Below are 23,398 nucleotides of genomic sequence, written 5' to 3'. Positions count from 1 at the left end.
AGTAAGGCATAGCTTCAAGGCAAGCCGTTGCAGCCGTGCTTAAGGAAGCCCGAGCGTTGTGCCAGCCGTTGAAAATACTCGTCGATGGCCGGGTAGTCGGGCCGCTCCATCGGCGTCATCAGCCAGCGGTTGACTGACAGCCCGATGACAATATCGGCCAGGGTGAAGCGGGGTCCGGCGACGTAAGCTTTAGTGGTCGCGAGCTGATGCTCGAGGATGCCCATCTTCTGGTTCCAGGTGCGTACACCGGCAGCGATGTGATGCGGGTCCTGGAACTCCGGATCCTTGCGCACCAGTGCCGTGAATGCGTAACTCCATGAGGCATTGAGTTCGGTGGCTTGCCAATCCATCCACTGTTCCACCCGAGCACGCGCGGCCGGATCGTGGGGTAACAGATCGGTGTTTTGGTGTTTGCCGGCCAGATAACGGCAGATCGTGTTGGACTCCCACAGCACGCCGGCCTCATCGATGATCACCGGCACCAGCGCGTTAGGATTGAGCCGAAGAAACTCCGGCGTGTGGGTGGACGCATAACCGCCGCCCCAGTCCTCACGTTCGTAGGCAACGGCCAGTTCCTCACAGGTCCACAGGACCTTTCTGACGTTGATGGATGACGCTTTACCCAGAATTTTCAGTGCATGTTCCATTGAGCTACTCCGTTAGCGATTCGACGCTTCAGGAATCTGACAGACCTTGCGGGGTTTTCAAACCGGATCCGGCAGTGCCGAGGCCGGCAACCCAAAGGTGCGATCAAACAGCCAGTTGAACGCGAAGGTGTAGCACGGGATGAAAAGGATCAGCGCCAAGTCCAGCAGGAAGGCTTGCACCAGGCTGATGTTCATCCACCAGGCGATCAGCGGGATGAGAAACACTATCAAGGTTAGTTGAAATCCTACGGCATGGGCGATGCGCCGTTTAACGGTGCGCTTGCGCGATGGCTGGCGGCTTTCCCAGCGCTCGAACAGCGAGGTGTAGATGAAATTCCAGGTCACCGCGATCGTGGTAATGATGACCGCCAATGGCCCGGTGCTGCCCGGTGATGTGCCGGATAACAGCGCCAGGCCCAGCGCCGAGAACGTCATGCCGATGACTTCGTACAACGACACGTAGACCAGTTTGCGTTTAACGCCTTGCATGTAAATTTGCCTCTTTCTCGCGAACTTGAAGCCAGGAGCACTGGCGAAGGCGACGAAAGATAGCTTCAATAGGCCTGACAGAAAAAGTCAGTAGCTTTCAGTTTTATTGATAGGACGACGGATGAATTTCAACAGCGACAGCATTGAGTTGTTTCTGGCCGTGATTGAGCGCGGCTCGTTTTCCGCGGCGGCGCGTGCGCTGGGTAAAGTGCCGTCGGCGGTCAGCATGGGCATTGCCAACCTGGAGGCCGAACTTGGTTATCCGTTGTTCGATCGCAGCCATCGAGAACCGGTGCCGACGGCGATGGCCAGTGCTTTGGTGCCGCACGCGCGGTTGATCGCCGAGCAGCTCAAACAGCTGCAAGTGCATGCGATCGAGCTGTCGCTGGGGCTTGAAAGCAAATTGTCGATTGGCGTTGTGGCGGACCTCGACAAACGCCGTTTGCTGGCGGCGATCAAGGTCATCGCCGAGCGTCATCCGCTGCTGGAGATTGAAATACTCAGCGCGCCGCAGGACGATGTGCTGGCAATGCTCCACAGCGGTCGTGTCAGCGTTTGCCTGGCTTTCGCCGGGTTGAGCATGAACGTGCTGGAGCGTTTCCAGTTTGTCGGCAACGAGCGGATGATCGCCACGCTGGCGGCGGACAATCCGTTGTTTCAGGGCAAGGATTTGTTTCTGGAGGATCTGGTTCACGTACGGCAAATCATCGTTGCCAGCCGCGACCTGCCTATCAGCGAAACCCGGCCCTTGGTGGCCGAATCCTGTTGGCGCACCGACACCTTGGCCATGGCGCTGGAAATGGTTGAAGCCGGGTTGGGCTGGGGCAACTTTCCGTTATCGGTGGTGCAGCCGTTACTCGATGCCGGAAGGCTCAAACGTCTGAGTTTCAGCAACATCGAGAACGGTCTGGTGCTGCCGGTGCACGCGGTGTGGCTCAAGAGCCAGCCGTTGCAGAAAGCGGCGTTGGCGTTCGTCGAGTTGATGGGGCGCTGAGCACGCGGTGAACTGATCGTTCCCACGCTCTGCGTGGGAATGCAGCCCGGGACGCTCCGCGTCCCTGCCGAAGCGGACGCAGAGCGTCCATTGAGGCATGCCCACGCGGAGCGTGGGAACGATCAAAGGCCAAGTTACGTACTCTCGCGTACCTTCAACTCAAACCCCATGTCCTGCACCGGTTTGGCCACCGCATTCCCCGCCAGCAACGTCAACATCAACTCCGCCGAGCGCCGGCCGATCGCCTCGCGCGGGGTGCTGATGCTGCTCAGGCGCGGCACCATGTGCGCCGAGGCGGGCAGGTCGTTGAAACCGAGGATCGCTACACGTTCGGGGATGTTGATCCCGCACCGCATGGCTTCAAGCAGTGCGCCCTGGGCCAGGTCGTCGTTGCCGAAGAAGATCGCATCCACGTCGGGGTGGCTGGCCATCAGTTGCAGAAACAGCTCGCCGCCCAGACCGACGGACGACGCCCGTGGCGTCAGCACTTCCAGAGCCGGGTCATACAAACCGGCCTTTTGCAGGGCTTTGCGGAACCCTTCGCCGCGCAGCAAGGTGCGTTGATCCAGTTGCGCGCCGATGTAGGCCAGGCGCTTACGGCCACGGGACAGCAAGTGTTGCGCCGCCGTCTCCCCTGCAGCGAGTTGCGAAAAACCCACGCAGTTGAGCCCGGCCGCGCTGTCCAGTTCCATCATGTACACGCACGGAATATTGCTCGCCTCGATCATTCGGCGCGAACTTTCAGTGCGGTCGAAACCGGTGAGCAGCAAGCCACGGGGCTGATAAGCCATGTAATTGCGCAGCAGGTTTTCTTCTTCATCACGGGAGTAATGGAAGTTGCCGATGAGCACTTCGAAGCCCTTGGGGCGCAAAACCTGATGAATGGCTTCCAGCGTATCGATGAACAGCAAGTTGGACAGCGAGGGCACCAAGACCACCACTGAATGGCTCTGGGCCGAGGCTAACGCGCGGGCGGCAGGGTTGACCACGTAGTTCAGTTCAAGGGCCGCTTTCTGCACTTTTTCCACCAGTTCGGTGGCCACGGTGCTGACGCCGCGCAGGGCGCGGGAGGCGGTGATCGGGCTGACACCGGCCAGGCGTGCCACTTCGTTCAGGGTAGGGCGGCCAGTGGTGCGCGTATTTTTATCGTTTTTAGGAGAGATCATCGGACGGCTTGCCAAACAAAATTCGAGGCACTAAGGTAGCGCTGTCTCGATGCGGCTGCAAATGCGTGAGCGGGGTTTGCCTGATCCCCGCTTTTTGGCATTGGGAACGAACATGCTGCAACCCACAAAAATGACAAGAAGGCGTCGGCAACTTCTGCTTTTGTCCAAGTGTCATAACTGGCAAAGGTAGCGCTGTCTGCGCGCTGAGGTGTTACATGAATCATCCCATCACCGCCCTGGTCATCATGGGCGTTGCCGGTTGCGGCAAGACTTGCGTCAGCGAGGCCTTGTGCCAAATCAGCGGCGCGACCGCCATTGAAGGCGACACTTTCCACCCTGCCGCCAATATCGAAAAGATGAGCGCGGGGATCCCCCTGAACGACGACGACCGTGCCGGCTGGCTCGACAGCCTGTGCGATGAACTGCGCCGCGTTGACGCCCAGGGCCAGCGCCCGGTGCTGACGTGCTCGGCGCTCAAACACATTTATCGCGAACGTCTGCGCAGCGCCTTGCCGGGCCTGGGCTTCGTGTTCCTTGAGCTGACCCCTGAAGTCGCCGCCGATCGTGTCTCCCATCGGCCGGGCCACTTCATGCCTTCGACCTTGATCGACAGCCAGTTCGCCACGCTTGAATCGCCCGTGGGTGAGCCCTTGACCCTGGCTCTGGACGCTTCGAACCACAGCGTCGAGCAACTGGCGCAACAGGCCCATGCCTGGTGGCTGGAGCATGGCCTGAAACGCGCGTCATGATTTTTGCCGGAAGAGACAGCGCTGTCCTTATGGCTTTCGAATTACCCGCTTTAATAACAACAACAACCAGGAGACACCCCTAATGTTTGGCATGTCCCACGAGACGTTCCTGCTGCTCGATGCAGTGGTCACGGTGATCGGGCTTATCGTCCTGATCACCAAGTTCAAGTTCCACCCCTTCATTGCCCTGATCATCGCCGCAGCCTTTCTCGGGCTGACCTCCGGCATGCCGATCGGCACCATCATCAAGGCGTTCCAGGACGGCTTCGGTGGGGTGCTCGGTTTCGTCGGGATCATCCTCGCGCTGGGCACCATGCTCGGCAAAATGATGGCCGAGTCGGGCGGGGCGGATCAGATTGCCCAGACGCTGATTCGTGCGTTCGGCAAGGACAAGGTGCAGTGGGCGATGATGTTCGCCGCGTTCCTGGTCGGCATTCCGCTGTTCTTCGAAATCGGTTTCGTACTGCTGATCCCGCTAGTGTTCATCGTCGCCCGGCGTACCGGCGTGTCGATCATCAAGATCGGTATCCCGTTGCTGGCCGGTCTGTCCGCCGTGCACGGCCTGGTTCCGCCGCACCCGGGTCCGTTGCTGGCCATTGGCGTGTTCGGTGCCGACATCGGTAAAACCATTCTCTACGGCCTGATCGTTGCGCTGCCGACAGCGATCATTGCCGGTCCGATCTACGGCACGTTCATCGCCAAATACATCCCCGGTCATCCTAACCAGGAACTGGTGGATCAACTGGCACGTGAAAACGAATCTGCCGATCTCCCGAGTTTCTCCATCACGTTGATCACCGTGCTGTCGCCGGTTTTCCTGATGTTGCTCAAGACCTTTGCCGATGTGGTGCTGCCGGACGGTAACTTCTTCCGCACCTTCATGGACCTGATCGGCCACCCTATCTCGGCCCTCCTGCTGGCGTTGCTGCTGTCGCTGTATACCTTCGGCTACAAGCAAGGCATTAGCTCCAACCAGATGCTCAAATGGCTGGACGCGAGCCTCGCGCCGACCGCCGCGATCATTTTGATCATCGGTGCCGGTGGTGGCTTCAAACAGATGCTGGTGACCAGCGGCGTTGGCAATGTCATCGGCAACATGGCGGTGGCCGCGCAGATCTCTCCCATTCTGCTGGCGTGGCTGGTGGCGGCGGTGATTCGTATCGCGACCGGTTCGGCGACCGTGGCGACCATTACTGGCGCGGGCATCGTGGTGCCGGTGGTGGGGATGATTCCGGGTGTGAACCGTGAGCTGCTGGTGCTGGCGACCGGTGCCGGTTCGTTGATCCTGTCCCACGTCAACGACGCGGGTTTCTGGCTGGTGAAGCAGTACTTCAACATGACCGTGGCGGAAACCTTCAAGACCTGGACCGCGATGGAGACCATCCTGTCCATCGTTGCGCTGGGCTTTATCCTGCTGCTGTCGATGTTCGTTTAAGCACACCGCACTGATCGTTCCCACGCTCTGCGTGGGAATGCATCCCGTGACGCTCCGCGTCACAGTGGACGCGGAGCGTCCATTGCGGCATTCCCACGCAGAGCGTGGGAACGATCAGGTACAAAAAAACCGCATCGCTGCGGTTTTTTTTGCGGCTACCTAATGGCTCAGGTGTTGGTTTTGCTGACCAACCCATCCGCGCGAAACATCCCGCGAATCCCGCGCACCGCCTGACGAATCCGGTCCTGGTTTTCGATCAGCGCAAAGCGCACGTGATCATCCCCATACTCACCAAACCCGACACCCGGCGAGACACAGACCTTGGCCTCGGCGAGCAGTTTCTTGGCGAATTCCAGCGAGCCCAGATGTGCATACGCTTCGGGGATCTTGGCCCAGACGTACATCGACGCTTTCGGATTTTCAACCATCCAGCCCAGTTCATGCAGGCCTTTGACCAGCACGTTGCGACGCTGCCGGTATTGCTCGGCGATGTCTTTGACGCATTGCTGATCGCCTTCCAGCGCCGCAATGGCTGCGACCTGCAGCGGGGTGAATGTGCCGTAGTCGTGGTAACTCTTGATCCGCGCCAGGGCGTTGACCAGTTCGGCGTTGCCGACCATGAAACCGATGCGCCAGCCCGCCATGTTGTAGCTCTTGGACAGGGTGAAAAACTCTACCGCGATGTCCTTGGCGCCCGGCACCTGCATGATCGACGGGGCTTTCCAGCCGTCGTAGACGATGTCGGCGTAGGCCAGATCGTGTACTACCAAAACGTCGTACTGCTTGGCGAGGGCGATCACCCGTTCGAAGAAATCCAGTTCCACGCACTGCGCGGTGGGGTTCGACGGGAAGCCGAGGATCATCATTTTCGGTTTCGGGATCGAGCCGCGAATGGCGCTTTCCAGTTCAGCGAAGAAGTCCACGCCAGGAATCAGTGGCACCGAACGCACTTGGGCGCCGGCAATCACGGCACCGTAGATGTGAATCGGGTAGCTCGGGTTCGGCACCAGCACGGTGTCGCCCTGGTCGAGGGTGGCCAGCATCAAATGCGCCAGGCCTTCCTTGGAACCGATGGTGACAATGGCTTCGGTTTCCGGGTCGATATCGACTTCGTAACGATCCTTGTACCAGTTGGAAATGGCCCGGCGCAGACGCGGAATACCCTTGGACGTCGAGTAGCCGTGGGTGTCTTCGCGCTGGGCGACGGTCACCAGTTTTTCGACGATGTGCGGCGGAGTAGGGCCGTCAGGGTTGCCCATGCTGAAGTCGATGATGTCTTCGCCACGACGACGGGCGGCCATCTTCAGCTCGGCAGTGATGTTGAATACGTAAGGGGGGAGTCGATCTATGCGCGCAAAGCGGCGCGGCGAACCTGGGTTAGCCATTTGTTGCCTCGGTAACGTGAGCGCCCGGAACCGTCCGAGCGACGCTGGCCACTGCGGTGGCCTGTTGCGGAAGATAAGGGCTGGTGTGGCACACTGTCCAGCGACTATGTAAACAAATTTGTCCGAAGGAACCCGGTTGATGGAATTTACCAGCGGCTTTCTGCTGAGCCTTTCGCTGTGCCTGGATATCGGCGTGGCCAATATCGCGATGATCACGTTGGCCATGCAGCGCGGCTATTTTCAGGGCTTTGCCTTGGGGTTGGGGACGTGTGTCGGCGACCTGATTTACGCAGTGCTGGCGCTGGCGGGCATGACCGTTTTGCTGCAATACGAAACCGTGCGCTGGGTGCTGTGGATCGGTGGTTCGGTGTTGTTGATTTATTTCGCGGCGAAGATGATCTATTCGGCGATCCACCATGAGGCGGTGCTGGCGCAGTCCGCCGAGGTGGGGCAGAACTCTCATCGGAAGGAGTTTTTCCGCGGGATCTTCCTGGCCATGTCGTCTCCCAGCGCCATTCTCTGGTTCGCGGCGGTGGGCGGCACGCTGATCGCGCGTTCCGGCGGTGGCGGGGCGCTCAGCTCGGCGTTGTTCCTCGGCGGTTTTCTCTGCGCCGGCCTATTGTGGTCCGCCGGCCTGTGCTTCGCGGCCAGCCATGGCGGCAAGTTGCTGGGCGACAAGCTGCTGCGTTACTCCTACATGGCATCGGCGGCGATCTTCTGCTATTTCGCGGTCTACGTGATCCTATCGGGTTATAACGAGTTCGTTGGCGCCGGCGCCGTCGAGCAGTTGCACGCCCTGTAATTGGGCGAATCGGGTTTGGCTTCTATACTCCCAGCCGAACCCACTTTTTTGTTCCAGGAGTTGAGTCATGGATGAGCAAACAGGCGTGAAACCGGCTGACCCGCGCTTCGAACACGGGCACTTCCTGCTCATTGCGGGGCTCGGTGGTCGATTTACCCAACAGACCACGCAAGGCATTCCCGACCTTTGGGAGAAATTCGTTCCCGAGATTGGCAAAATCCCCGGTCAAAAAAGCGAAGTGACCTACGGCATCTGCTGCAATCCCGATGGCAAAGGTGGTTTCGAATACATTGCCGGTGTTGAGATCAGCAAACTCGACGACCTGCCCGAGAAGTACCGCTGGGTGGAAGTTCAGCCCCAGCATTACGCAGTGTTCGAGCACAAAGGCACGCTGGACCAGTTGCCCGCGACCTTTCAATACATCTGGAAAACCTGGCTGCCGCAGTCTGGTAAAGAAGCGGCGGATGCTCCGGAATTCGAACGCTACAGCGAAGACTTCAACCCGAAGCTCAACACCGGCGTGCTGGAAATCTGGCTGCCGCTCAAGGCTTGATTTCAGCAAGAGGCGGACTCGTCGTCCGCCTCTTGAACGTCACTTGCCTTGCTTCATCCGTCGCGCCCGTAACACGTCAATCGACAACGTCACAAAGCCGAACGTGCTGATGCCCAACAGCAAGAGAAGGCCAATCTGAACGCTGCTCATGGTGTGTTCCCCCTATTGATGGCCAGAGACAGGCAACACCAATAATCCGGACAGACCTGCAATGAAAGCGTCTATACGAAGGCTTTACGGCGCCTGGGGTGATCGATATGAACACCTTATTAATTTATGATCCTCAGCCTTTCCCACGCTGATTCCGAGTCGCCATGAACACCGTCATCCGCCACGTCGCTCCTGCCGACCTGGACCGCTGCTACGCCATCGAAACCGTTGCCTACGAAGGCGACGAAGCCGCCACCCGCGAGAAAATCGCCACCCGCATCGCCACCTGGCCCGAGGGTTTCATCGTCGCCGAAGTGGACGGCGTCGTAGCCGGTTTCATCAATGCCGGTGCGGCGTTTGAAGTGGAAATGTCAGACGAAGCGTTCAAGGAGCTGATCGGCCACGACCCGGCCGGACCGCACGTGGTGATCATGTCGGTGGTGGTGCACCCGGATTATCAGGGGCAGGGGTTGGCAAAACGGTTGATGGGCGAGTTCATCGAGCGGATGCGGGCGATGGGCAAGACCACGATCCACCTGATGTGCAAGGAACGGCACATTCCGCTGTATGCCGGTTTTGGGTTTGCCTACATCAAGCCTTCGGCCTCGGACCATGGCGGCATGGCGTGGCATGAGATGGTGCTAGAGCTATGACCTAGCTCTACCCAGCACCGAAGGTCCAATGTGGGAGCGGGCTTGCTCGCGAAAGCGGTGTGTCAGTCACGAATGATGTCGCCTGATACTCCGCCTTCGCGAGCAAGCCCGCTCCCACATTGGTTAGGTGTCGTGTCAGTAGAGGGTATCTCGGACTCGTGCCGGCGCTTCCCGGTCATACGTTTCGGCATCGAACTGCCCGTCATTCAAGCGCTTGTGAAACGCCCCCGCCGTCGGCAGCGCCGAGCGATCCAGATGTTTCTCGGGGTTCCACACATCCGAACGCACAATCGCTTTGGAACAATGGAAGTACGCCGCTTCCACCGTCACCAGCATCACCGTGCGCGCCGGTTTGCCGTTCACTGCAAAACTCTCCAGCAACGTCGGTTCCGCGCTGATCTTAGCCGTGCCGTTGACCCGCAACGTCTCGCCGATCCCGGGAATGATGAACAGCAGCGACACCCGCGAATCGAGCACCACATTGCGCAACGTGTCGATGCGGTTGTTGCCCGGCCGATCCGGGATCGCCAGGGTTTGCGGGTCGATGATCCGCACAAACCCCGGCGTATCACCCCGGGGCGAACCGTCCATGCCATCAGGGCCGACCGAGCTGATGATCACCAGCGGCGAGGCGCGGACCATCGCCTGATAGTCCTCGTTCAGAAAGGCAATCTGCTTCTTCACGGCGCGATCGTGGGGTTGGCCGTAGATCGCTTCCAGTGCTTCGATGCTGTCGAGCATAACCACCTCAGAAAATCAGACTCATGCGCCGTTCATAACCGATACGACCCTTGTACGCCTCGCCGCTGTCGACCCAGCCGAATTTTGCATAGAGCGCGATGGCGGCCTCGTTGTCAGCATCCACCGACAATTCCAGTGCTTTGATCTCCGGAAACGCCTGGCGAGCCACGTCGGGCAGGGCTTGCAGGCAGGCCTTGCCATAACCTTTGCCTTGAGCGCGTTGATCGACCTGCAACGCATGCAAGGTCGCGCTGTGCTCGTCGGCCCACGCCGGCAGCACGGGCGGGCGTTTCAGCAGCAGGAAAGCCACCGGAACCTCCTCGACCAGCAGCGCAAATCCCTTGACGCCGGGGCCGGGCTTGGACAGCAAGGTGTGCAACGCACCGTGGATGTCGCCGGAAAACTTGATCTGATCTTTATGAACTTCGATGGCCTCGACCTGCTGGCACTGGCGCGCATTCAGGCTTTCGTAAGGCACGAGTCGGGTTGTCACTGGAGTGTCCTTTTTCCAACGTAAATGTGTTTCGGATTCTAGCGAGTTTGCGTTGATGGATTATTTTTATTTCGACTGTCGATCTGGCTGTTCGCCAGACGACTAAGGGTGTCTTCACAACAAAAACCACGGAGAACCACCATGAACGCAACCCACGAAATCCAGGCCCTGATCGACACCTATCGTGAGGCGGTCATTGCCAAGAACGTCGAGAAACTCATGCCGTTGTATGCCGACGACATCGTCTCCTACGACGCGGTCAAGGCCCTGCAATTCCGCGGCAAGGCGGCTTACCGCGCGCATTGGGAGGAGTGCATGGAAATGTGCCAGGGCGCGCACACATTCGACTTCGACCACATGAACATCGTCGCCGACGAGCACATCGCCTTCGCCCACTGGCTGGCCCATTGCGGCGGCACCAACGAACAAGGTGAAACCCAGGCCTGCTGGATGCGCGTCACCGCCTGCTATCGGCGCGATGCCGGGGAATGGCGCATCGTCCACGAACACTGGTCGGCCCCGTTCGACATGACGAGTGGCACGGCGTTGTTCAATCTGGAACCCTGATCGTCGGGTTGTTTATCGGGAAGCAGCGCCAAAACGCCAATCAGCAGCCATAGTTGATCAGTTCGATCCGGGAGAGCCCACATGAAGTATCTATGCCTGGTCTACAGCAACGAACAGGAGTTGCACTCGCAGCCCGACAGTCCCCATGACGCCGAGTGCATGGCCTACGCCGAATCGATCGAGGGCAGCGGCCGGATGATCGCGGCCGAGGCGCTGGAGTCGGTGCAGACCGCGACCACCGTGCGCATGCGCAATGGCAAGATGTCGATCACCGATGGCCCGTTCGCCGAAACCAAGGAGCAACTGGCCGGCTTCTACCTGATCGATGCCAAGGACCTCAATGAAGCGATCCAGGTCGCCGGCAACATCCCGGCGGCCCGGGTCGGCAGTGTCGAGGTACGTCCCGTTCGCCAATTGAATCCCTGAATAACAATCACAAGACAGGAGACCCTCATGAGTCCACAGCCCTATAAGCATCAGCCTGCCGAATTCGAGTTGTCCATCAGTCGGCTTATCGACGCGCCGCGCCGCAAGATTTTCCGCGCCTGGACCGAGCCGGCCTTGCTTGCTCAGTGGTGGGGGCCGCACGGTATGACCACGCCGGAATGCGAAATGGACCTGTGGGTCGGCGGCCAGTTTCGCACCCTGATGCGCGCACCGGACGGGACGGAGTACCCGACCATGGGGGTGTTTCTGGAGATCGTTGCGCCCGAACGCCTGGTGTTCACCGACGCGTTCATTCCCGGCTGGATTCCTTCGGGCAAACCGTTCATGTCGGCCGAAGTGACGCTCGAAGACAAGGACGGCAAAACCCTCTACACCGCCCGGGCGATGCACTGGTCCGCAGAGGACCGTCAGGCGCACGAGGCCATGGGGTTTCACGACGGCTGGGGACAAAGCCTCGATCGCTTGGTAACACTGGTGACTGAAGGCATGCCGGACTGATGACTGACGCTTCGGTCACGGCTCGGGTCGAGCAGGTCTACCGCGAAGACTCGCGGCGGATTCTGGCGACGCTGATCCGCTTGCTCGGCGATTTTGACCTCGCCGAAGAAGCCTTGCACGAGGCGTTTTTCGTCGCGGTCGAACGTTGGCAGCGTGACGGCGTGCCGGACAATCCGCGCACCTGGCTGGTGTCTACCGGGCGCTTCAAGGCCATTGATGTGTTGCGACGGCGCGCACGTTTTGCCGCTTCCCGGCCCCTGTTGATCGCTCAACTGGAGGCGCTGGAGCAGGCCGACTGGAGTGATGAAGACGTGGAAGATGATCGCTTGCGCCTGATCTTCACCTGTTGTCACCCGGCCCTCGCACCGGACGCCCAGGTGCCGTTGACCTTGCGCGAAGTGTGCGACCTGACCACAGAGGAAATTGCCCGGGCGTTTCTCTCGGCACCGGCGACCATCGCCCAGCGCATCGTGCGCGCCAAAGCGAAAATCCGTGACGCAAAAATCCCTTATCAAGTGCCGACGCTGGCGGAACTGCCCGAGCGTCTGGACAGTGTGCTGAGGGTGATTTACCTGGTGTTCAACGAAGGTTACTCGGCGTCAGTCGGCGCCGAGCTAACCCGTGAAGACCTGACACGCGAGGCGATTCGGCTCGGGCGGCTGTTGATGGAATTGCTGCCGGAATCGGAAGTGATGGGGCTGCTGGCGTTGATGCTGCTGCATGAATCACGACGCCCGGCGCGGACGTCGGCGAGCGGTGAGTTGATTGTGCTGGATGAGCAGGATCGCTCGATGTGGGATGCCGAAATGATTGCCGAGGGTTGCGCGCTGGTGGAAGCGGCGCTGACCACGGGACGCTTCGGGCCGTATTGCCTGCAAGCGGCGATTGCGGCGGTGCACGCCGAAGCGCCCACGGCGGGGGAGACTGACTGGCAACAGATTGTGGGTTTGTATGACGTGCTGTTGGCGGCGGTGCCTTCGCCGGTCATCGAGTTGAACCGTGCGGCGGCGATCTCCAGGCGGGATGGACCGTTAGCGGGGTTGGTGCTGGTGGAAGGGATTCTGGATCGGGGGGATTTGCTGGATTACCACTTGGCGCATTCGGCGCGGGCGGATTTTTGTCGGCAGTTGGGGCGGGTCGAGGAGGCACGGGCGGCGTATGAGCGGGCGCTGGAATTGACGCAGCAATTGCCGGAGCGGCGGTTTATTGAGACGCGGATCAAGGCGTTGAAGTGATGTGATTTCTCGGGCCTCTTCGCGAGCAAGCCCGCTCCCACAGGGATAGCGCAGAACCTGTGGGAGCGGGCTTGCTCGCGAATGGCCGCACCACTATTCCAGCATCTTGCTAAGCAACCAACTCCCCGCCGGCCCTGGCGGATGCAGCCGCGACCACAAGGCATCGACGAACACCGGTTTCGGCCAGCCGCGCACGTCCAGTTCCTGCAATGTCCCCGGGCCAAACCGCTCCACCAGCCAACGCGGCAACGGCGCCCAGCCGAACCCGCCCTGGGCCATTTCCAGAAGCATCAGATAACTCGGCGCCGACCAGACGCGGCCCTTCGCACGGCTTTCATACGGATTGACGATCGTCGCCAAGCGCAATTCCCGGTGCTGTTGCAACACGTCTTGATCGACGAGTTTCAGCGCCGCCAACGGATGCTCGCGGGACACGAACAGGGCGATTTCCGTCCGTTCCTCCACGGTCGAACTGACCAGATCCGGCGGGTAACTGTCCTGCTTTTCGGCGAAGGCGACATGCGCCCGACCGCTTTGCACCAGCGCCACCAGGTCATCGCATTCAGCAATCAGGCATTCGAGTTCGAGGTCTGGATAACGCTGCTCGAATGCACTCAGCGCCGCTTCGAAACGGTCGGACTGATAGGTGTCGGAAATCGCCACCGTCAGCTTTGGCTCAACCCCTTGGGACAGTTGGCTGGCAGTCATTTCCAGGCGGCTGGTGGCGGCCAGAATCTCCTCGGCCCGTTGCAGCATCACATGCCCGGCCGGGGTCAGGCTCGGCTTGCGGCTGCTGCGGTCGAACAAGGTCAGGTTCAAATCGATTTCAAGGCTGGCCACCGCGGCACTGATGGTCGACTGACTGCGCCCCAATTTGCGCGCCGCCGCAGAAAACGAACCCTGCGTCGCCGCCTGGACAAACGCCTGCAACACTTCCTGAGAAGCCATGAACTATCGCCTTGATCGATGGTTATTGGTTATGAAGTATCGGTGCGAGGCCGGATCATGGCAACCACAGTCACTCAGGGAGTCCTGATCATGAGCGCCAACAAATCCATCACTGAACGTATTTTCCAGGCCATCGGTTTCGAGGTGTTGGCCATTCTGATCTGCACGCCGCTGCTGGCGTGGATCATGGACAAGCCGATGCTCGAAATGGGCGCTGTCACCGTTGTGATCGCGGCGCTTGCTCTGGGCTGGAACGTGGTCTTTAACGGCCTGTTCGACCGTTTGCTCAAACGCTATGGCATCGTCCATAACGCTTGGGTACGGGTTGTCCATGCGTTGCTGTTCGAAGGCGGGCTGGTTGCGATGGGCGTGCCGTTGATTGCCTGGTGGCTGGGCGTCAGCCTGTGGCAGGCGTTCCTGCTGGATATCGGCGTGCTGCTGTTTTTCCTGCCGTACACCTACGTTTATCACTGGGCGTATGACGTGGTGCGCGAGCGAGTGGTGATGCGCCAGGCTTTCTCGGGATAAACGCAAAAGATCGCAGCCTCGTTTCACTCGACAGCTGCTACATGGACGCATTCCAATGTAGGAGCTGTCGAGTGAAACGAGGCTGCGATCTCTTGATCTTGATGGTTTATTACAAAAACATCCCGCCCGAAGCCTCGACACGCTGGCCATTGATCCACTGACTGCCCGGGGCCAGCAGCAGTGCAATCGCAGCTCCAATGTCATCCGGCTGACCCACCCGACCCAACGCGGTATTACTGGCGACGTAGCTGTTCACGTCGCTGTTATCGCGCACGGTGCCGCCGCCGAAATCGGTTTCGATGGCGCCCGGTGCCAGGGTGTTCACGGAAATGCCGCGAGCACCGAGTTCCTTGGCCTGGTAGCGGGTCAGCACTTCCATCGCGCCTTTCATCGCCGCGTAAGCGCCGTAGCCCGGCAAGCTGAAGCGGGTCAGACCGCTAGACACGTTAAGAATGCGCCCACCGTCCGCCATCAGCGGCAGTAGGTTCTGGGTGAGGAAGAACGGCCCCTTCAAGTGGATATTCATCAGCAAGTCGAACTGGGCAACGGTGGTGTCGACGAAGTTAGCGGTCAGGCCGATGCCGGCGTTATTAAGCAGGAAGTCGAAGTGCTGGCGATCAAAACGGCTGCGCAACACGTCGGCGACCTCGGTGGCGAACGCTTCGAAACGATCGCTTTGGCTCACATCGAGTTGCAGCATCACCGCCCGAGCGCCAAGGCTTTCGATTTCGGCGACCAGTGCCTGGGCTTCATCGGCCTTGCTGTTGTAGGTGCCGATAATGTCGACGCCTTGGGCGGCCAGGTGCAGGGCTGCGTTTTTGCCGAGGCCGCGGCTGGCGCCAGTGATCAGTGCGATTTTACGGTTCATGGGACTTCCTCAAGGGCGGTGGGTAACGGTGTGAAGGAAGTTTATTTATCCGGCCCAGGGTGATAAACAGGCTGAAACTGGAATCACTGGTCGGTTTAACCGAACAATAGAGGTGGGCCCATGAACAAACTGGAACTGTTGCGCTCCTTCGTTCGTGTCAGCGAGATGTCGAGCTTTACCTTGGCGGGCGAAAGTCTGGGCGTGCCCAAGTCGACCGTCTCGGAGCACGTTCAAGCGTTGGAAGCCTTGTTGGGCACGCGTCTGTTGCAACGCACCACGCGCCGGGTTCAGGCGACGCAGGACGGCCTGGTGCTGTACGAGCGCAGCCGGGACTTGTTGTCGCACATGGATGAAATCGAAGGGCTGTTTCGTCAGGATGCGGCCTCGCTTACCGGGCGGATTCGCTTCGACATGCCGAACTTTCTGGGCCGGCAAATGGTGCTGCCGCGCTTGCCGGAATTCATGGCGCTGCACCCCAACCTGGAACTGGAAATCAGCACCACGGATCGCCGGGTTGATTTGCAGCGGGAAGGCTTTGATTGCGTGGTGCGGGTCGGTGCGCAGCCGGATCAATCAGTCGTCGCGCGTCACGTGTGTCATTTTGCGATGGTCAATTGCGCCAGTCCCGCCTACTTGCAGCGCTATGGAATGCCGGAAAGCCTTGAGGATCTGTCACAGCATCGAATGGTCCATTACGTCGGCGTACTGGGTTCGCGTTCAGAGGGTTTTTTGTACGAGGTGGACGGCGCAGAGCATCGATTGCCGATGGCGGGCAGCGTCACGGTCAACAGTACCGACGCTTATGAAGCGGCGTGCCTGGGGGGCTTCGGCCTGATTCAGGCGCCGGTCAAGGGCATGCAATCGCATTTGGATAACGGTGATCTGGTGGCGGTGTTGCCGCAGTTCAGCGCACCGTCGATGGAAGTCTCGTTGCTCTACGCCCGGCAACGGCATTTGCCGCTGCGGGTGAGAGCGTTTATGGATTGGCTGGCCAATGTCATCCAGTCCACAATCTGAAGAAGTACTCGGTCAAATGTGGGAGCGAGCCTGCTCGCGATGGGGCCTCCACACTCAACATCATCGTTGACTGACAGACCGCTATCGCGAGCAGGCTCACTCCCACAGGGTTATGCGTTAGACATGGAAATAGCCTACACAGGAGTCAAACGGCAGGCGTTTGAGTTCGATCTTGTTCAGGTCCAGCACTTCACGCAGGGCTTTGGTTTCGCCCGGGAAGTTGCGGTAAGCCACTTCGTCCAGGACCACGATTGCGCCTTTGGGCATGTACGGCAGGAAAGTTTCCAGCGCGACTTTGGTCGATTCGTACAGGTCGGTGTCGAGGATCAGCATGGCCACGACCAGGTCCGGACGGGTCTTGACCCACTCAGGCACGGTCTTGACGATGTCGCCTTTGACCAGCTCGCAACGCGGGATGCGGTTGACCGGGCGCAGCAGGTCGTTGGCGTCGATCATGTCCTGGATCAGCGACTGGTCGGTGTCGGAGAACATGGTCTCGTTGACGTCGGCCGGGTCTTCTTTCTTGTCGATGCTCTGGAAGCCTTCGAAGGTGTCGAAGCCCACGATCGAACGGTTGATCGCGTACGGCTCGAGAATCATCGACAAGTGCATGTACAGCATCAGCGAGTTGCCCTTGTACACGCCGCACTCGATGATCGCGCCCGGTACTTCAGCGACTTTCTTGAACAGTTCCATACGCGACAGCGCAGCGGTAACGCCGATGCGGTTGGCGAAGACGAACGGCGCGTCGGCCACGTACTCGGCATCGACCCGTTTCAGAACGTTGGCACGGGTTTCGTTGTACTGGGCCTCGGCAGGCGTGATGCGACGCTTGGTCATTGCTGGATTCCTTGGAAATTCGAGAAGTCGTGGGCGTGGAAATAGTCTTTGAAACCGGCGCCGACATCAGGGCAGGCGCTGTCGACGTTGATCGCGCCACGCTTGTGCTTGAGGTCGTCGAGGTGCATCAGGCGGAAGTCCACGCTGAAGCGGGTTTGATCGGTGTGGTTGGCGACCGTGCCGTGCAGGTGCGAGCCGGAGAAGATCAGCATCTCGCCAGTGTTGCCGGCAATGCGCACTTCAGACGCGGTGTTGATCGCTTCCATCGGCACCGGGTGCACGCGGACTTCCTCTTTGAGGTTGTCCTTGGCCTTGTGCCGCTGGTTGCTGATCCAGTCGTTGAGGCTCCATTCGCTGGAGGTGTTCTTCACCGGCACGTCGAAGTAACCGGCGTTGATCATCATGGTCTGGTCGGGGCGGATGGTGTGCACCGGCATCCAGGTGTTGATCTGGCAATCGACGCTGCCGTACCAGGTGTCGCGATGCGGTTTGTAGGCATAGCTGACACCGGCGTGCAGGTAGTCATAGTTCGGCACCACGCGAATGCGCGGCACGTCGAAGATGTACTCGCGCGGATCGACGCCGATCTCGTCGATAAACGACAGGATCAGGTCCTTGGCGCGCTGGCTGTTGGTGAACTGGCCCTTGAGGCGCGTCACCAGGACCACGAATTCTTCCACCGGCATCAGCGTGTGCAGCGCCTGGTGATGGGTCTCGCCGTCGAAGGCGGCGGTGATGCTTTCCTGGGCGAATGCACACAGCTCTTTGGCAGCGCGCAGCTGAGTGTTCAGGAAGATGTCGCCGGCGTAGATGGCTTCTTTGAAGTCAGCTTTCTGTTGAAGCTGATTGATGTACAGATTCACGATTCCACTCCTGAATGCATCGAGTCTCTTAAGAGTCGGCCACACGTTAGCAAACTGAAGTGCAATCCGGCGGGTGGTGGATCAATAAAAAGGCAAACGCCTGAATTTGCGACGAAATGCGTTGTCCCGCGCAAAAAAAATCCCTGTAGCAGCTGGCGAAGCCTGCGTTCGGCTGCGAAGCAGTCGTAAATCCGGTACACGCGGTTTGTCTGATGTACCGCGCGTGATGGTTTTACGACTGCTGCGCAGCCGAACGCAGGCTTCGCCAGCTGCTACAGGGTTATGTGTTGCGGTTAGAAGATTTGGGTAAACAGCCAGTACAGGCTGCCCGACAACAGAATCGCTGCCGGCAAGGTCAGCACCCAGGCCATCAGCAGGTTGCGGATGGTCCTCATCTGCAAGCCGCCGCCGTTGGCGACCATGCTCCCGGCCACGCCCGACGACAGCACATGAGTGGTCGACACCGGCAAGCCGAACATGTCGGCCGCGCCGATGGTCAGCATGGCCACAGTTTCTGCCGAGGCGCCTTGGGCGTAGGTCAGGTGGGTCTTGCCGATCTTCTCGCCGACCGTCACCACGATGCGCTTCCAGCCGACCATGGTGCCCAGCCCGAGCGCAATCGCCACGGCGATCTTCACCCACAGCGGAATGAAGCGCGTCGAGTTGTCGATCTGTTGCTTGAACAGTTGCAGCTTGCCGCTGGTGTCGGCGTCGAAGTTGCCGACCTTGTTCTTGTCCATCAGGCGAATGGTTTCGCTGGTCAGGTACATGTCGTTACGCACGTTGCCCACCGCCTCGGCGGGCACTTTGGACAGCGAGCCGTAACCCTTGACCTGCGCGCCGATGCTGCCAGTGAGGGCGGCGAGGGCCGGGACCAGTTGCGGCGTGGCTTCCTTGCTGCGCACGTATTCGGAGAGCACCGGACGCGGATCGGCCGGGGCCGGCATCGGCGCGCTCTTCACCAGCGCTTGCTGGGTGACTTCGGCGACGGCGGCAAACTGCAGCGCCTGGTCGGCCGGCATGGTGCGGTTCAGCGCATAGGCCATCGGCAGCGTGCCGACCAGAATCAGCATGATCAAGCCCATGCCTTTCTGGCCGTCGTTGGAACCGTGGGCGAACGAGACGCCGGTGCAGGTCACAATCAACATGCCGCGAATCCACCACGGCGGTGGCGTGTTGCCGACCGGGGCTTTGTACAGCGCGCGATTCTTGACGAACGCCCGCAGGGCCAGCAGCAACAGCGCGGCAAAACCGAAGCCGACCAGCGGCGACAACAGCAACGCGTAACCGATCTTGGTCGCCTGCGCCCAGTCCACGCCGCTGGTGCCGTCATGGCCGTGCATCAGGGCATTGGCCACGCCGACGCCGATGATCGAACCGATCAAGGTGTGCGACGAAGAGGCCGGCAAGCCCAGCCACCACGTGCCGAGGTTCCACAGGATCGCAGCGATCAACAGGGCGAAGATCATCGCGAAACCGGCGGAGGACCCGACTTGCAGAATCAGCTCAACGGGCAGCAGGGCGATGATGCCGAACGCCACCGCGCCACTCGACAGCAGCACCCCAAGGAAGTTAAAGAAACCGGACCAGGCCACGGCGAAATTCGGTGGCATCGAGTTGGTGTAAATGACCGTGGCCACCGCGTTGGCGGTGTCGTGGAAACCGTTGACGAATTCAAAGCCCAGGGCGATCAGCAGCGCCACGCCCAGCAGCAGAAACGGTGTCCAGGTGGTGACCACCGTGCCGAGTTCATTCATGTCGTGCATCAGGCTGTAAGCGGTGAACAACAGCCCGCTGGCCAGCACGCCAAAAAACACCACGAGGGTGAACAGGCTGGGTTTTTTGTCGAGTTGCGGTTTGGCGCTACTGGCGGGAGCCTGGGCTTCGGCGGTGTAGGAAGGCGTAGCCATGACTGACAATCCTGAGGAGGGATGAGGTATCGGTCATGATCGTTGCAGAATGTTACAGAGAGACTGCCCTGAGTCAGGGTTTGGTTTTTTTGCTTATCCCTAATCAGAATCCACCACGGTCCCTGCCATGATCGTTCCCACGCTCCGCGTGGGAATGCCGCCCCGGACGCTCTGCGTCCAGCGTTGACGCGGAGCGTCAATGGATGCATTCCCACGCGGAGCGTGGGAACGATCAGCGTGGGAGGCTCAATAATCCTGTCGCTTGCGAAACGCCCAACGCCCCGCAATCACGGTAAACGTCGCGACCAGCGCCACCAGAATCCAGAACCCCTCCGGATCCCCCGAAAGCGGCACCCCACCCACGTTCATGCCAAAGAAACCGGCAATGATGTTGATCGGCAGCGCCAGCACCGTCACCACGGTCAGGGTGAACAGCGTGCGGTTGCTCTGCTCATTGAGGTTGGCGGCGATCTCTTCCTGCAACAGCTTGATCCGCTCGCCGAGCGCCGTGAGGTCGTTGATGATCAGTGCGAACTCCTCAGTGGACTTGCGCAACTCCTTGACGTCCTCCTTCTGCAACCATTGCGGTGGCCGGTTGAGCAATCGCAATAACGACCCCGGCTCCAGCGCCAACAACCGTTGCAGACGCACCAGCACCCGGCGATTGGCACCGAGTTCAGCACGGTTGGTCGACAACCGCGAAGAGAGCAACTCATCTTCGATCTGATCGACGCTCAGGCTGGTCTTGCGCACGATCTGGGTCAGCACTTCGCCCTGATCGCGCAACAGATGCACCAGCAATTCCAGCGGTGAACGAAAGCACTCGCCGGCCTTCACCGAGGATCGCAGCTTGTCCACCGAGTGCAGCGGTTGCAGGCGCGCGCTGATGATCAGCCGACTGCGGGCACAGACCCACAGCGTCGATACATCGGATGAAACCATGCTGCTGAGGTTGAACACCACGTCGTTGACCACCGCCAGCAACGCCGAATCGACATGCTCGATGCGCGTGGATCGAGAGCCTTCGTGCAAGGCTTCGAAAAACTCGTCCGGCAGTTCCAGATGGCTTTTCATCCAGCGCTCGCACGCGGCATGCGCGAGGTTAAGGTGCAACCAAAGAAATTCCTCACCCTCGTCCGGCTGTTGCAGGCATTGCAACGCCTTGGCCGAATCGATCTCCCGACCACGCTCGCCGGGGCGAAAACTGAAACCGTAGAGCAGACCGAACAGGTCCGGGTCGCGATGGCTTTGGTCGATGCTGTGGTTCATGAGGGCTCGCAAGGGGGCGCTATCGCGCTATGTAGCAGCTGGCGAAGCCTGCGTTCGGCTGCGCAGCAGTCGTGAAATCAGGCGATGCGTTGCGTCAGGAAGACCGCGTGCTCAGGTTTGACGACTGCTGCGCAGCCGAACGCAGGCTTCGCCAGCTGCTACAAGGTCGCGTTACGGCGGGTTTTACAGGTTCACTTGAGCCGCATCATCGCAACTGTGGATGACGGTTTTGTGACGAAAAAATAACCGCAAACGATTGCACTACCGGTGGTCGGATTTGATTCAAGAACCGCTCTGGCACGCCGATCTCGCTTACGTTACCTTGCGCGGCTTCGGCCATGAGCCAAGTTTCAGACAGGGATGTCCGGACACCTTTCACGCTGTGTTTGCCGCGTGTCTCACCCCTGTCATGAGTATCACTCGATGCTGCAAAAATCCCTGAGAGCACAAATCCTCGCCTTGTTGAGCGGCAGCCTGTTGGCGATGCTGTTGATCGCCCTGGCCTGCTTTCACTTTCTGTCCGGCGGCGTTCAGAGCTACGCGAATCTGATCGAAGGCCCGTTGCACACCTCGCAGTTGATCGACGAAGCCAACCTGCAATTCAAAGTGCAGGTGCAGGAATGGAAAAACGTCCTGCTGCGTGGCAAACAACCGGCTGACCGGGACAAATACTGGAAGCAGTTCGAAGACCGTCAGCGCGATGTGCAGAGCATTCTCGGTGAACTGGCCGGGCAGAAGGGCATCGAGCCGCAACTCAAGACCCGCATCGAACGCCTGCGTGACGAACACCGTCTGTTGGGCGCCGCCTATCAGAAGGGCCGTGATGCGTACGTGGCGGCCGGTGCCGACCCAACGGCGGGCGACGCGGCCGTCAAAGGCGTGGACCGTGCAACCAGCGATCAGATGAGCGAACTGGTCAGCGAATTGCGCAAGCAGGGTGCCGAGCAATCGAAGCTGATCAGCGCCGACGCTGATCGCACCGTGTTGCTGGGGATCATTGTGATGCTTGCCTCGGGCCTGTTGATCGGGCTGTTGAGCCTGTGGCTGGTCAACCGCAACCTGGTCGAGCCGATCCGCAAACTGATCGAATACGTCGCGCAACTCAGCCAGGGCAAGTTTGCCGAGCGCGTGGCCAGCACCCGTCAGGATGAGCTGGGCAAGTTGGCGATTGCGGCCAACACCTTGCGTGATTTCCTCGCTGAAACCTTCAGCCGTTTGCAGCGCAGCGCCAAGGATCTGGACAGTGCCAGTGGTGAGCTGAATTCGATCGCCGGCCTCATGGCCAGCGGCACCAACGAACAGTTCAACCGCACCGATCAGGTGGCCACGGCGATGAACGAAATGTCTGCCACCGCACAGGAAGTCGCCCGTCACGCCGCCGATGCGGCACGTGCTGCCGACGATGCCGACCAGTCCGCCCAACACGGCGAAAAAGTCATGCAGGGCACCATCCACACCATTACCCAAATGCGTGGCGAAATTGCCAACACCGCCACGGTCATCCGCCAACTGGAAACCGACAGCGGACGCATCGGCAAGGTGTTGGAAGTGATCCGCGGCATCGCCGAACAAACCAACCTGCTGGCGCTCAACGCGGCGATCGAAGCGGCCCGTGCCGGTGAAGCCGGACGCGGTTTTGCCGTGGTGGCCGATGAAGTACGCAGCCTGGCCCAGCGCACGGCGGCGTCGATCATCGAGATCAACCAGATCATCCAGACGGTGCAAACCGGTGCAGTGGACGCGGCTCAGGCGATTGAAAGCGGTCAGTCGCGCAGTGAAGAAAGCGTCGAGCAAGTGACCCAGGCCGGCGCCATGCTGGAGCGGATTACCCAGGCCGTAGAAGCCATTCGCGACATGAACCGTCAGATCGCCACCGCCGCCGAAGAGCAGACCTCGGTGGCCGAGGACATCTCGCGCAACCTCACCGAAATCACCAGCATCGCCAGTACCAACCTGGACAACGTGCAGCGAACTGAAGCGGCCGGCCGCAATTTGCACGGGTTGTCGGGGCAGTTGAATGAAGTCACGGCGCGTTTGAGCGCGTAAGGGAATTGGCTGGGTATCGTGTCGGTAGCCGAGTCGGCACGCAGTCTATTTCAAGTGCGGATTGCCGAGGCCGATGATGGGATTACGCTGCCATAGCCAGCATCA

General features: G+C 59.9%; 25 protein-coding genes. 13 read left to right on the top strand and 12 right to left on the bottom strand.

The window, feature by feature from the left end:
• Nucleotides 1–14: 14 nt before the first annotated feature.
• Entirely contained in the window at nucleotides 15–647 is a 633-nt protein-coding gene (locus tag ACA072_RS22045) for a glutathione S-transferase family protein (protein ID WP_497448532.1), read from the bottom strand.
• 57 nt (nucleotides 648–704) lie between these two features.
• Nucleotides 705–1,136, bottom strand: coding sequence for a PACE efflux transporter (locus ACA072_RS22040; protein ID WP_497620566.1), 432 nt, complete (start codon nucleotides 1,134–1,136; stop codon nucleotides 705–707).
• Between the two features lie 121 nt (nucleotides 1,137–1,257).
• Here ACA072_RS22040 and ACA072_RS22035 point away from each other — a divergent pair, with 121 nt between their 5' ends.
• Nucleotides 1,258–2,130 (top strand): LysR family transcriptional regulator, encoded by an 873-nt coding sequence (locus ACA072_RS22035; protein ID WP_497620564.1) that lies wholly within the window; start codon nucleotides 1,258–1,260, stop codon nucleotides 2,128–2,130.
• A 134-nt stretch (nucleotides 2,131–2,264) separates the two neighbouring features.
• Here the strand turns inward: ACA072_RS22035 and gntR are convergent, their stop codons facing one another.
• Nucleotides 2,265–3,296, bottom strand: coding sequence for an HTH-type transcriptional regulator GntR (gene gntR, locus ACA072_RS22030; RefSeq protein WP_497620563.1), 1,032 nt, complete (start codon nucleotides 3,294–3,296; stop codon nucleotides 2,265–2,267).
• Between the two features lie 215 nt (nucleotides 3,297–3,511).
• Between gntR and ACA072_RS22025 the strand changes: the two genes are divergently transcribed.
• Both ACA072_RS22025 and ACA072_RS22020 read left to right on the top strand, forming a co-directional pair.
• Nucleotides 3,512–4,045: a gluconokinase gene (locus ACA072_RS22025; protein ID WP_497620562.1), complete on the top strand. Its 534-nt coding sequence runs from the start codon at nucleotides 3,512–3,514 to the stop codon at nucleotides 4,043–4,045.
• 82 nt (nucleotides 4,046–4,127) lie between these two features.
• Nucleotides 4,128–5,480, top strand: coding sequence for a GntP family permease (locus ACA072_RS22020; RefSeq protein WP_077748681.1), 1,353 nt, complete (start codon nucleotides 4,128–4,130; stop codon nucleotides 5,478–5,480).
• Nucleotides 5,481–5,647: 167 nt separating this feature from the next.
• Here the strand turns inward: ACA072_RS22020 and alaC are convergent, their stop codons facing one another.
• Nucleotides 5,648–6,865, bottom strand: coding sequence for an alanine transaminase (alaC, locus tag ACA072_RS22015; protein ID WP_497620561.1), 1,218 nt, complete (start codon nucleotides 6,863–6,865; stop codon nucleotides 5,648–5,650).
• Between the two features lie 139 nt (nucleotides 6,866–7,004).
• Between alaC and ACA072_RS22010 the strand changes: the two genes are divergently transcribed.
• The 3 genes from ACA072_RS22010 (at nucleotide 7,005) to ACA072_RS22000 (ending at nucleotide 9,023) form a co-directional block, all read left to right on the top strand.
• Nucleotides 7,005–7,667, top strand: coding sequence for a LysE family translocator (locus ACA072_RS22010; protein ID WP_497620560.1), 663 nt, complete (start codon nucleotides 7,005–7,007; stop codon nucleotides 7,665–7,667).
• Nucleotides 7,668–7,734: 67 nt separating this feature from the next.
• Nucleotides 7,735–8,220: a GyrI-like domain-containing protein gene (locus tag ACA072_RS22005; protein ID WP_497620558.1), complete on the top strand. Its 486-nt coding sequence runs from the start codon at nucleotides 7,735–7,737 to the stop codon at nucleotides 8,218–8,220.
• A gap of 314 nt (nucleotides 8,221–8,534) precedes the next feature.
• Nucleotides 8,535–9,023, top strand: coding sequence for a GNAT family N-acetyltransferase (locus ACA072_RS22000; protein ID WP_497620556.1), 489 nt, complete (start codon nucleotides 8,535–8,537; stop codon nucleotides 9,021–9,023).
• Nucleotides 9,024–9,158: 135 nt separating this feature from the next.
• On the opposite strand, the gene ACA072_RS21995 is transcribed toward ACA072_RS22000, so the two are convergent.
• Both ACA072_RS21995 and ACA072_RS21990 read right to left on the bottom strand, forming a co-directional pair.
• Nucleotides 9,159–9,764 carry a pyridoxamine 5'-phosphate oxidase family protein gene (locus ACA072_RS21995; protein ID WP_497620555.1) on the bottom strand — a complete coding sequence of 202 codons (606 nt, stop codon included), beginning with the start codon at nucleotides 9,762–9,764 and terminating at the stop codon, nucleotides 9,159–9,161.
• A 7-nt stretch (nucleotides 9,765–9,771) separates the two neighbouring features.
• On the bottom strand, nucleotides 9,772–10,257 hold the full coding sequence (locus tag ACA072_RS21990; protein ID WP_497620553.1) for a GNAT family N-acetyltransferase: 486 nt from the start codon (nucleotides 10,255–10,257) through the stop codon (nucleotides 9,772–9,774).
• Nucleotides 10,258–10,398: 141 nt separating this feature from the next.
• Here ACA072_RS21990 and ACA072_RS21985 point away from each other — a divergent pair, with 141 nt between their 5' ends.
• From ACA072_RS21985 to ACA072_RS21970, 4 genes are all read left to right on the top strand, one after another.
• Entirely contained in the window at nucleotides 10,399–10,824 is a 426-nt protein-coding gene (locus ACA072_RS21985; RefSeq protein WP_497313149.1) for a YybH family protein, read from the top strand.
• An 81-nt stretch (nucleotides 10,825–10,905) separates the two neighbouring features.
• Nucleotides 10,906–11,250 carry a YciI family protein gene (locus tag ACA072_RS21980; RefSeq protein WP_438662675.1) on the top strand — a complete coding sequence of 115 codons (345 nt, stop codon included), beginning with the start codon at nucleotides 10,906–10,908 and terminating at the stop codon, nucleotides 11,248–11,250.
• A gap of 27 nt (nucleotides 11,251–11,277) precedes the next feature.
• Nucleotides 11,278–11,769 carry an SRPBCC family protein gene (locus ACA072_RS21975; protein WP_497620550.1) on the top strand — a complete coding sequence of 164 codons (492 nt, stop codon included), beginning with the start codon at nucleotides 11,278–11,280 and terminating at the stop codon, nucleotides 11,767–11,769.
• Nucleotides 11,769–13,004 (top strand): RNA polymerase sigma factor, encoded by a 1,236-nt coding sequence (locus tag ACA072_RS21970; RefSeq protein ID WP_497620548.1) that lies wholly within the window; start codon nucleotides 11,769–11,771, stop codon nucleotides 13,002–13,004. The genes ACA072_RS21975 and ACA072_RS21970 overlap by 1 nt, the downstream gene beginning before the upstream one ends.
• A gap of 93 nt (nucleotides 13,005–13,097) precedes the next feature.
• Here the strand turns inward: ACA072_RS21970 and ACA072_RS21965 are convergent, their stop codons facing one another.
• Nucleotides 13,098–13,952, bottom strand: coding sequence for a LysR family transcriptional regulator (locus ACA072_RS21965; RefSeq protein ID WP_497620546.1), 855 nt, complete (start codon nucleotides 13,950–13,952; stop codon nucleotides 13,098–13,100).
• Nucleotides 13,953–14,042: 90 nt separating this feature from the next.
• On the opposite strand from ACA072_RS21965, the gene ACA072_RS21960 reads away from it, so the two are divergent.
• The gene (locus ACA072_RS21960) at nucleotides 14,043–14,480 is read left to right on the top strand and encodes a multidrug/biocide efflux PACE transporter (RefSeq protein WP_497620544.1); all 438 of its coding nucleotides are present in this window, start codon (nucleotides 14,043–14,045) and stop codon (nucleotides 14,478–14,480) included.
• Nucleotides 14,481–14,589: 109 nt separating this feature from the next.
• Here the strand turns inward: ACA072_RS21960 and ACA072_RS21955 are convergent, their stop codons facing one another.
• Nucleotides 14,590–15,348, bottom strand: a complete 759-nt coding sequence (locus ACA072_RS21955; protein WP_497620542.1) for an SDR family NAD(P)-dependent oxidoreductase — start codon at nucleotides 15,346–15,348, stop codon at nucleotides 14,590–14,592.
• Nucleotides 15,349–15,468: 120 nt separating this feature from the next.
• Between ACA072_RS21955 and ACA072_RS21950 the strand changes: the two genes are divergently transcribed.
• Entirely contained in the window at nucleotides 15,469–16,365 is an 897-nt protein-coding gene (locus tag ACA072_RS21950) for a LysR family transcriptional regulator (RefSeq protein WP_497620541.1), read from the top strand.
• A gap of 117 nt (nucleotides 16,366–16,482) precedes the next feature.
• Here the strand turns inward: ACA072_RS21950 and ACA072_RS21945 are convergent, their stop codons facing one another.
• From ACA072_RS21945 to ACA072_RS21930, 4 genes are all read right to left on the bottom strand, one after another.
• Nucleotides 16,483–17,205 (bottom strand): TylF/MycF/NovP-related O-methyltransferase, encoded by a 723-nt coding sequence (locus ACA072_RS21945; RefSeq protein ID WP_046031989.1) that lies wholly within the window; start codon nucleotides 17,203–17,205, stop codon nucleotides 16,483–16,485.
• Nucleotides 17,202–18,068, bottom strand: coding sequence for a hypothetical protein (locus ACA072_RS21940; protein WP_497620539.1), 867 nt, complete (start codon nucleotides 18,066–18,068; stop codon nucleotides 17,202–17,204). The genes ACA072_RS21945 and ACA072_RS21940 overlap by 4 nt, the downstream gene beginning before the upstream one ends.
• 293 nt (nucleotides 18,069–18,361) lie before the next feature.
• Nucleotides 18,362–19,978: an inorganic phosphate transporter gene (locus ACA072_RS21935; protein WP_497620537.1), complete on the bottom strand. Its 1,617-nt coding sequence runs from the start codon at nucleotides 19,976–19,978 to the stop codon at nucleotides 18,362–18,364.
• Between the two features lie 246 nt (nucleotides 19,979–20,224).
• Entirely contained in the window at nucleotides 20,225–21,247 is a 1,023-nt protein-coding gene (locus ACA072_RS21930) for a transporter (RefSeq protein WP_497620535.1), read from the bottom strand.
• A gap of 423 nt (nucleotides 21,248–21,670) precedes the next feature.
• On the opposite strand from ACA072_RS21930, the gene ACA072_RS21925 reads away from it, so the two are divergent.
• Nucleotides 21,671–23,293 (top strand): methyl-accepting chemotaxis protein, encoded by a 1,623-nt coding sequence (locus ACA072_RS21925; protein ID WP_497620533.1) that lies wholly within the window; start codon nucleotides 21,671–21,673, stop codon nucleotides 23,291–23,293.
• The last annotated feature ends 105 nt before the right edge of the window (nucleotides 23,294–23,398 follow it).

This window comes from Pseudomonas sp. LBUM1656 (assembly GCF_059716065.1).
This window is presented reverse-complemented; position numbering and strand designations above follow the sequence as displayed.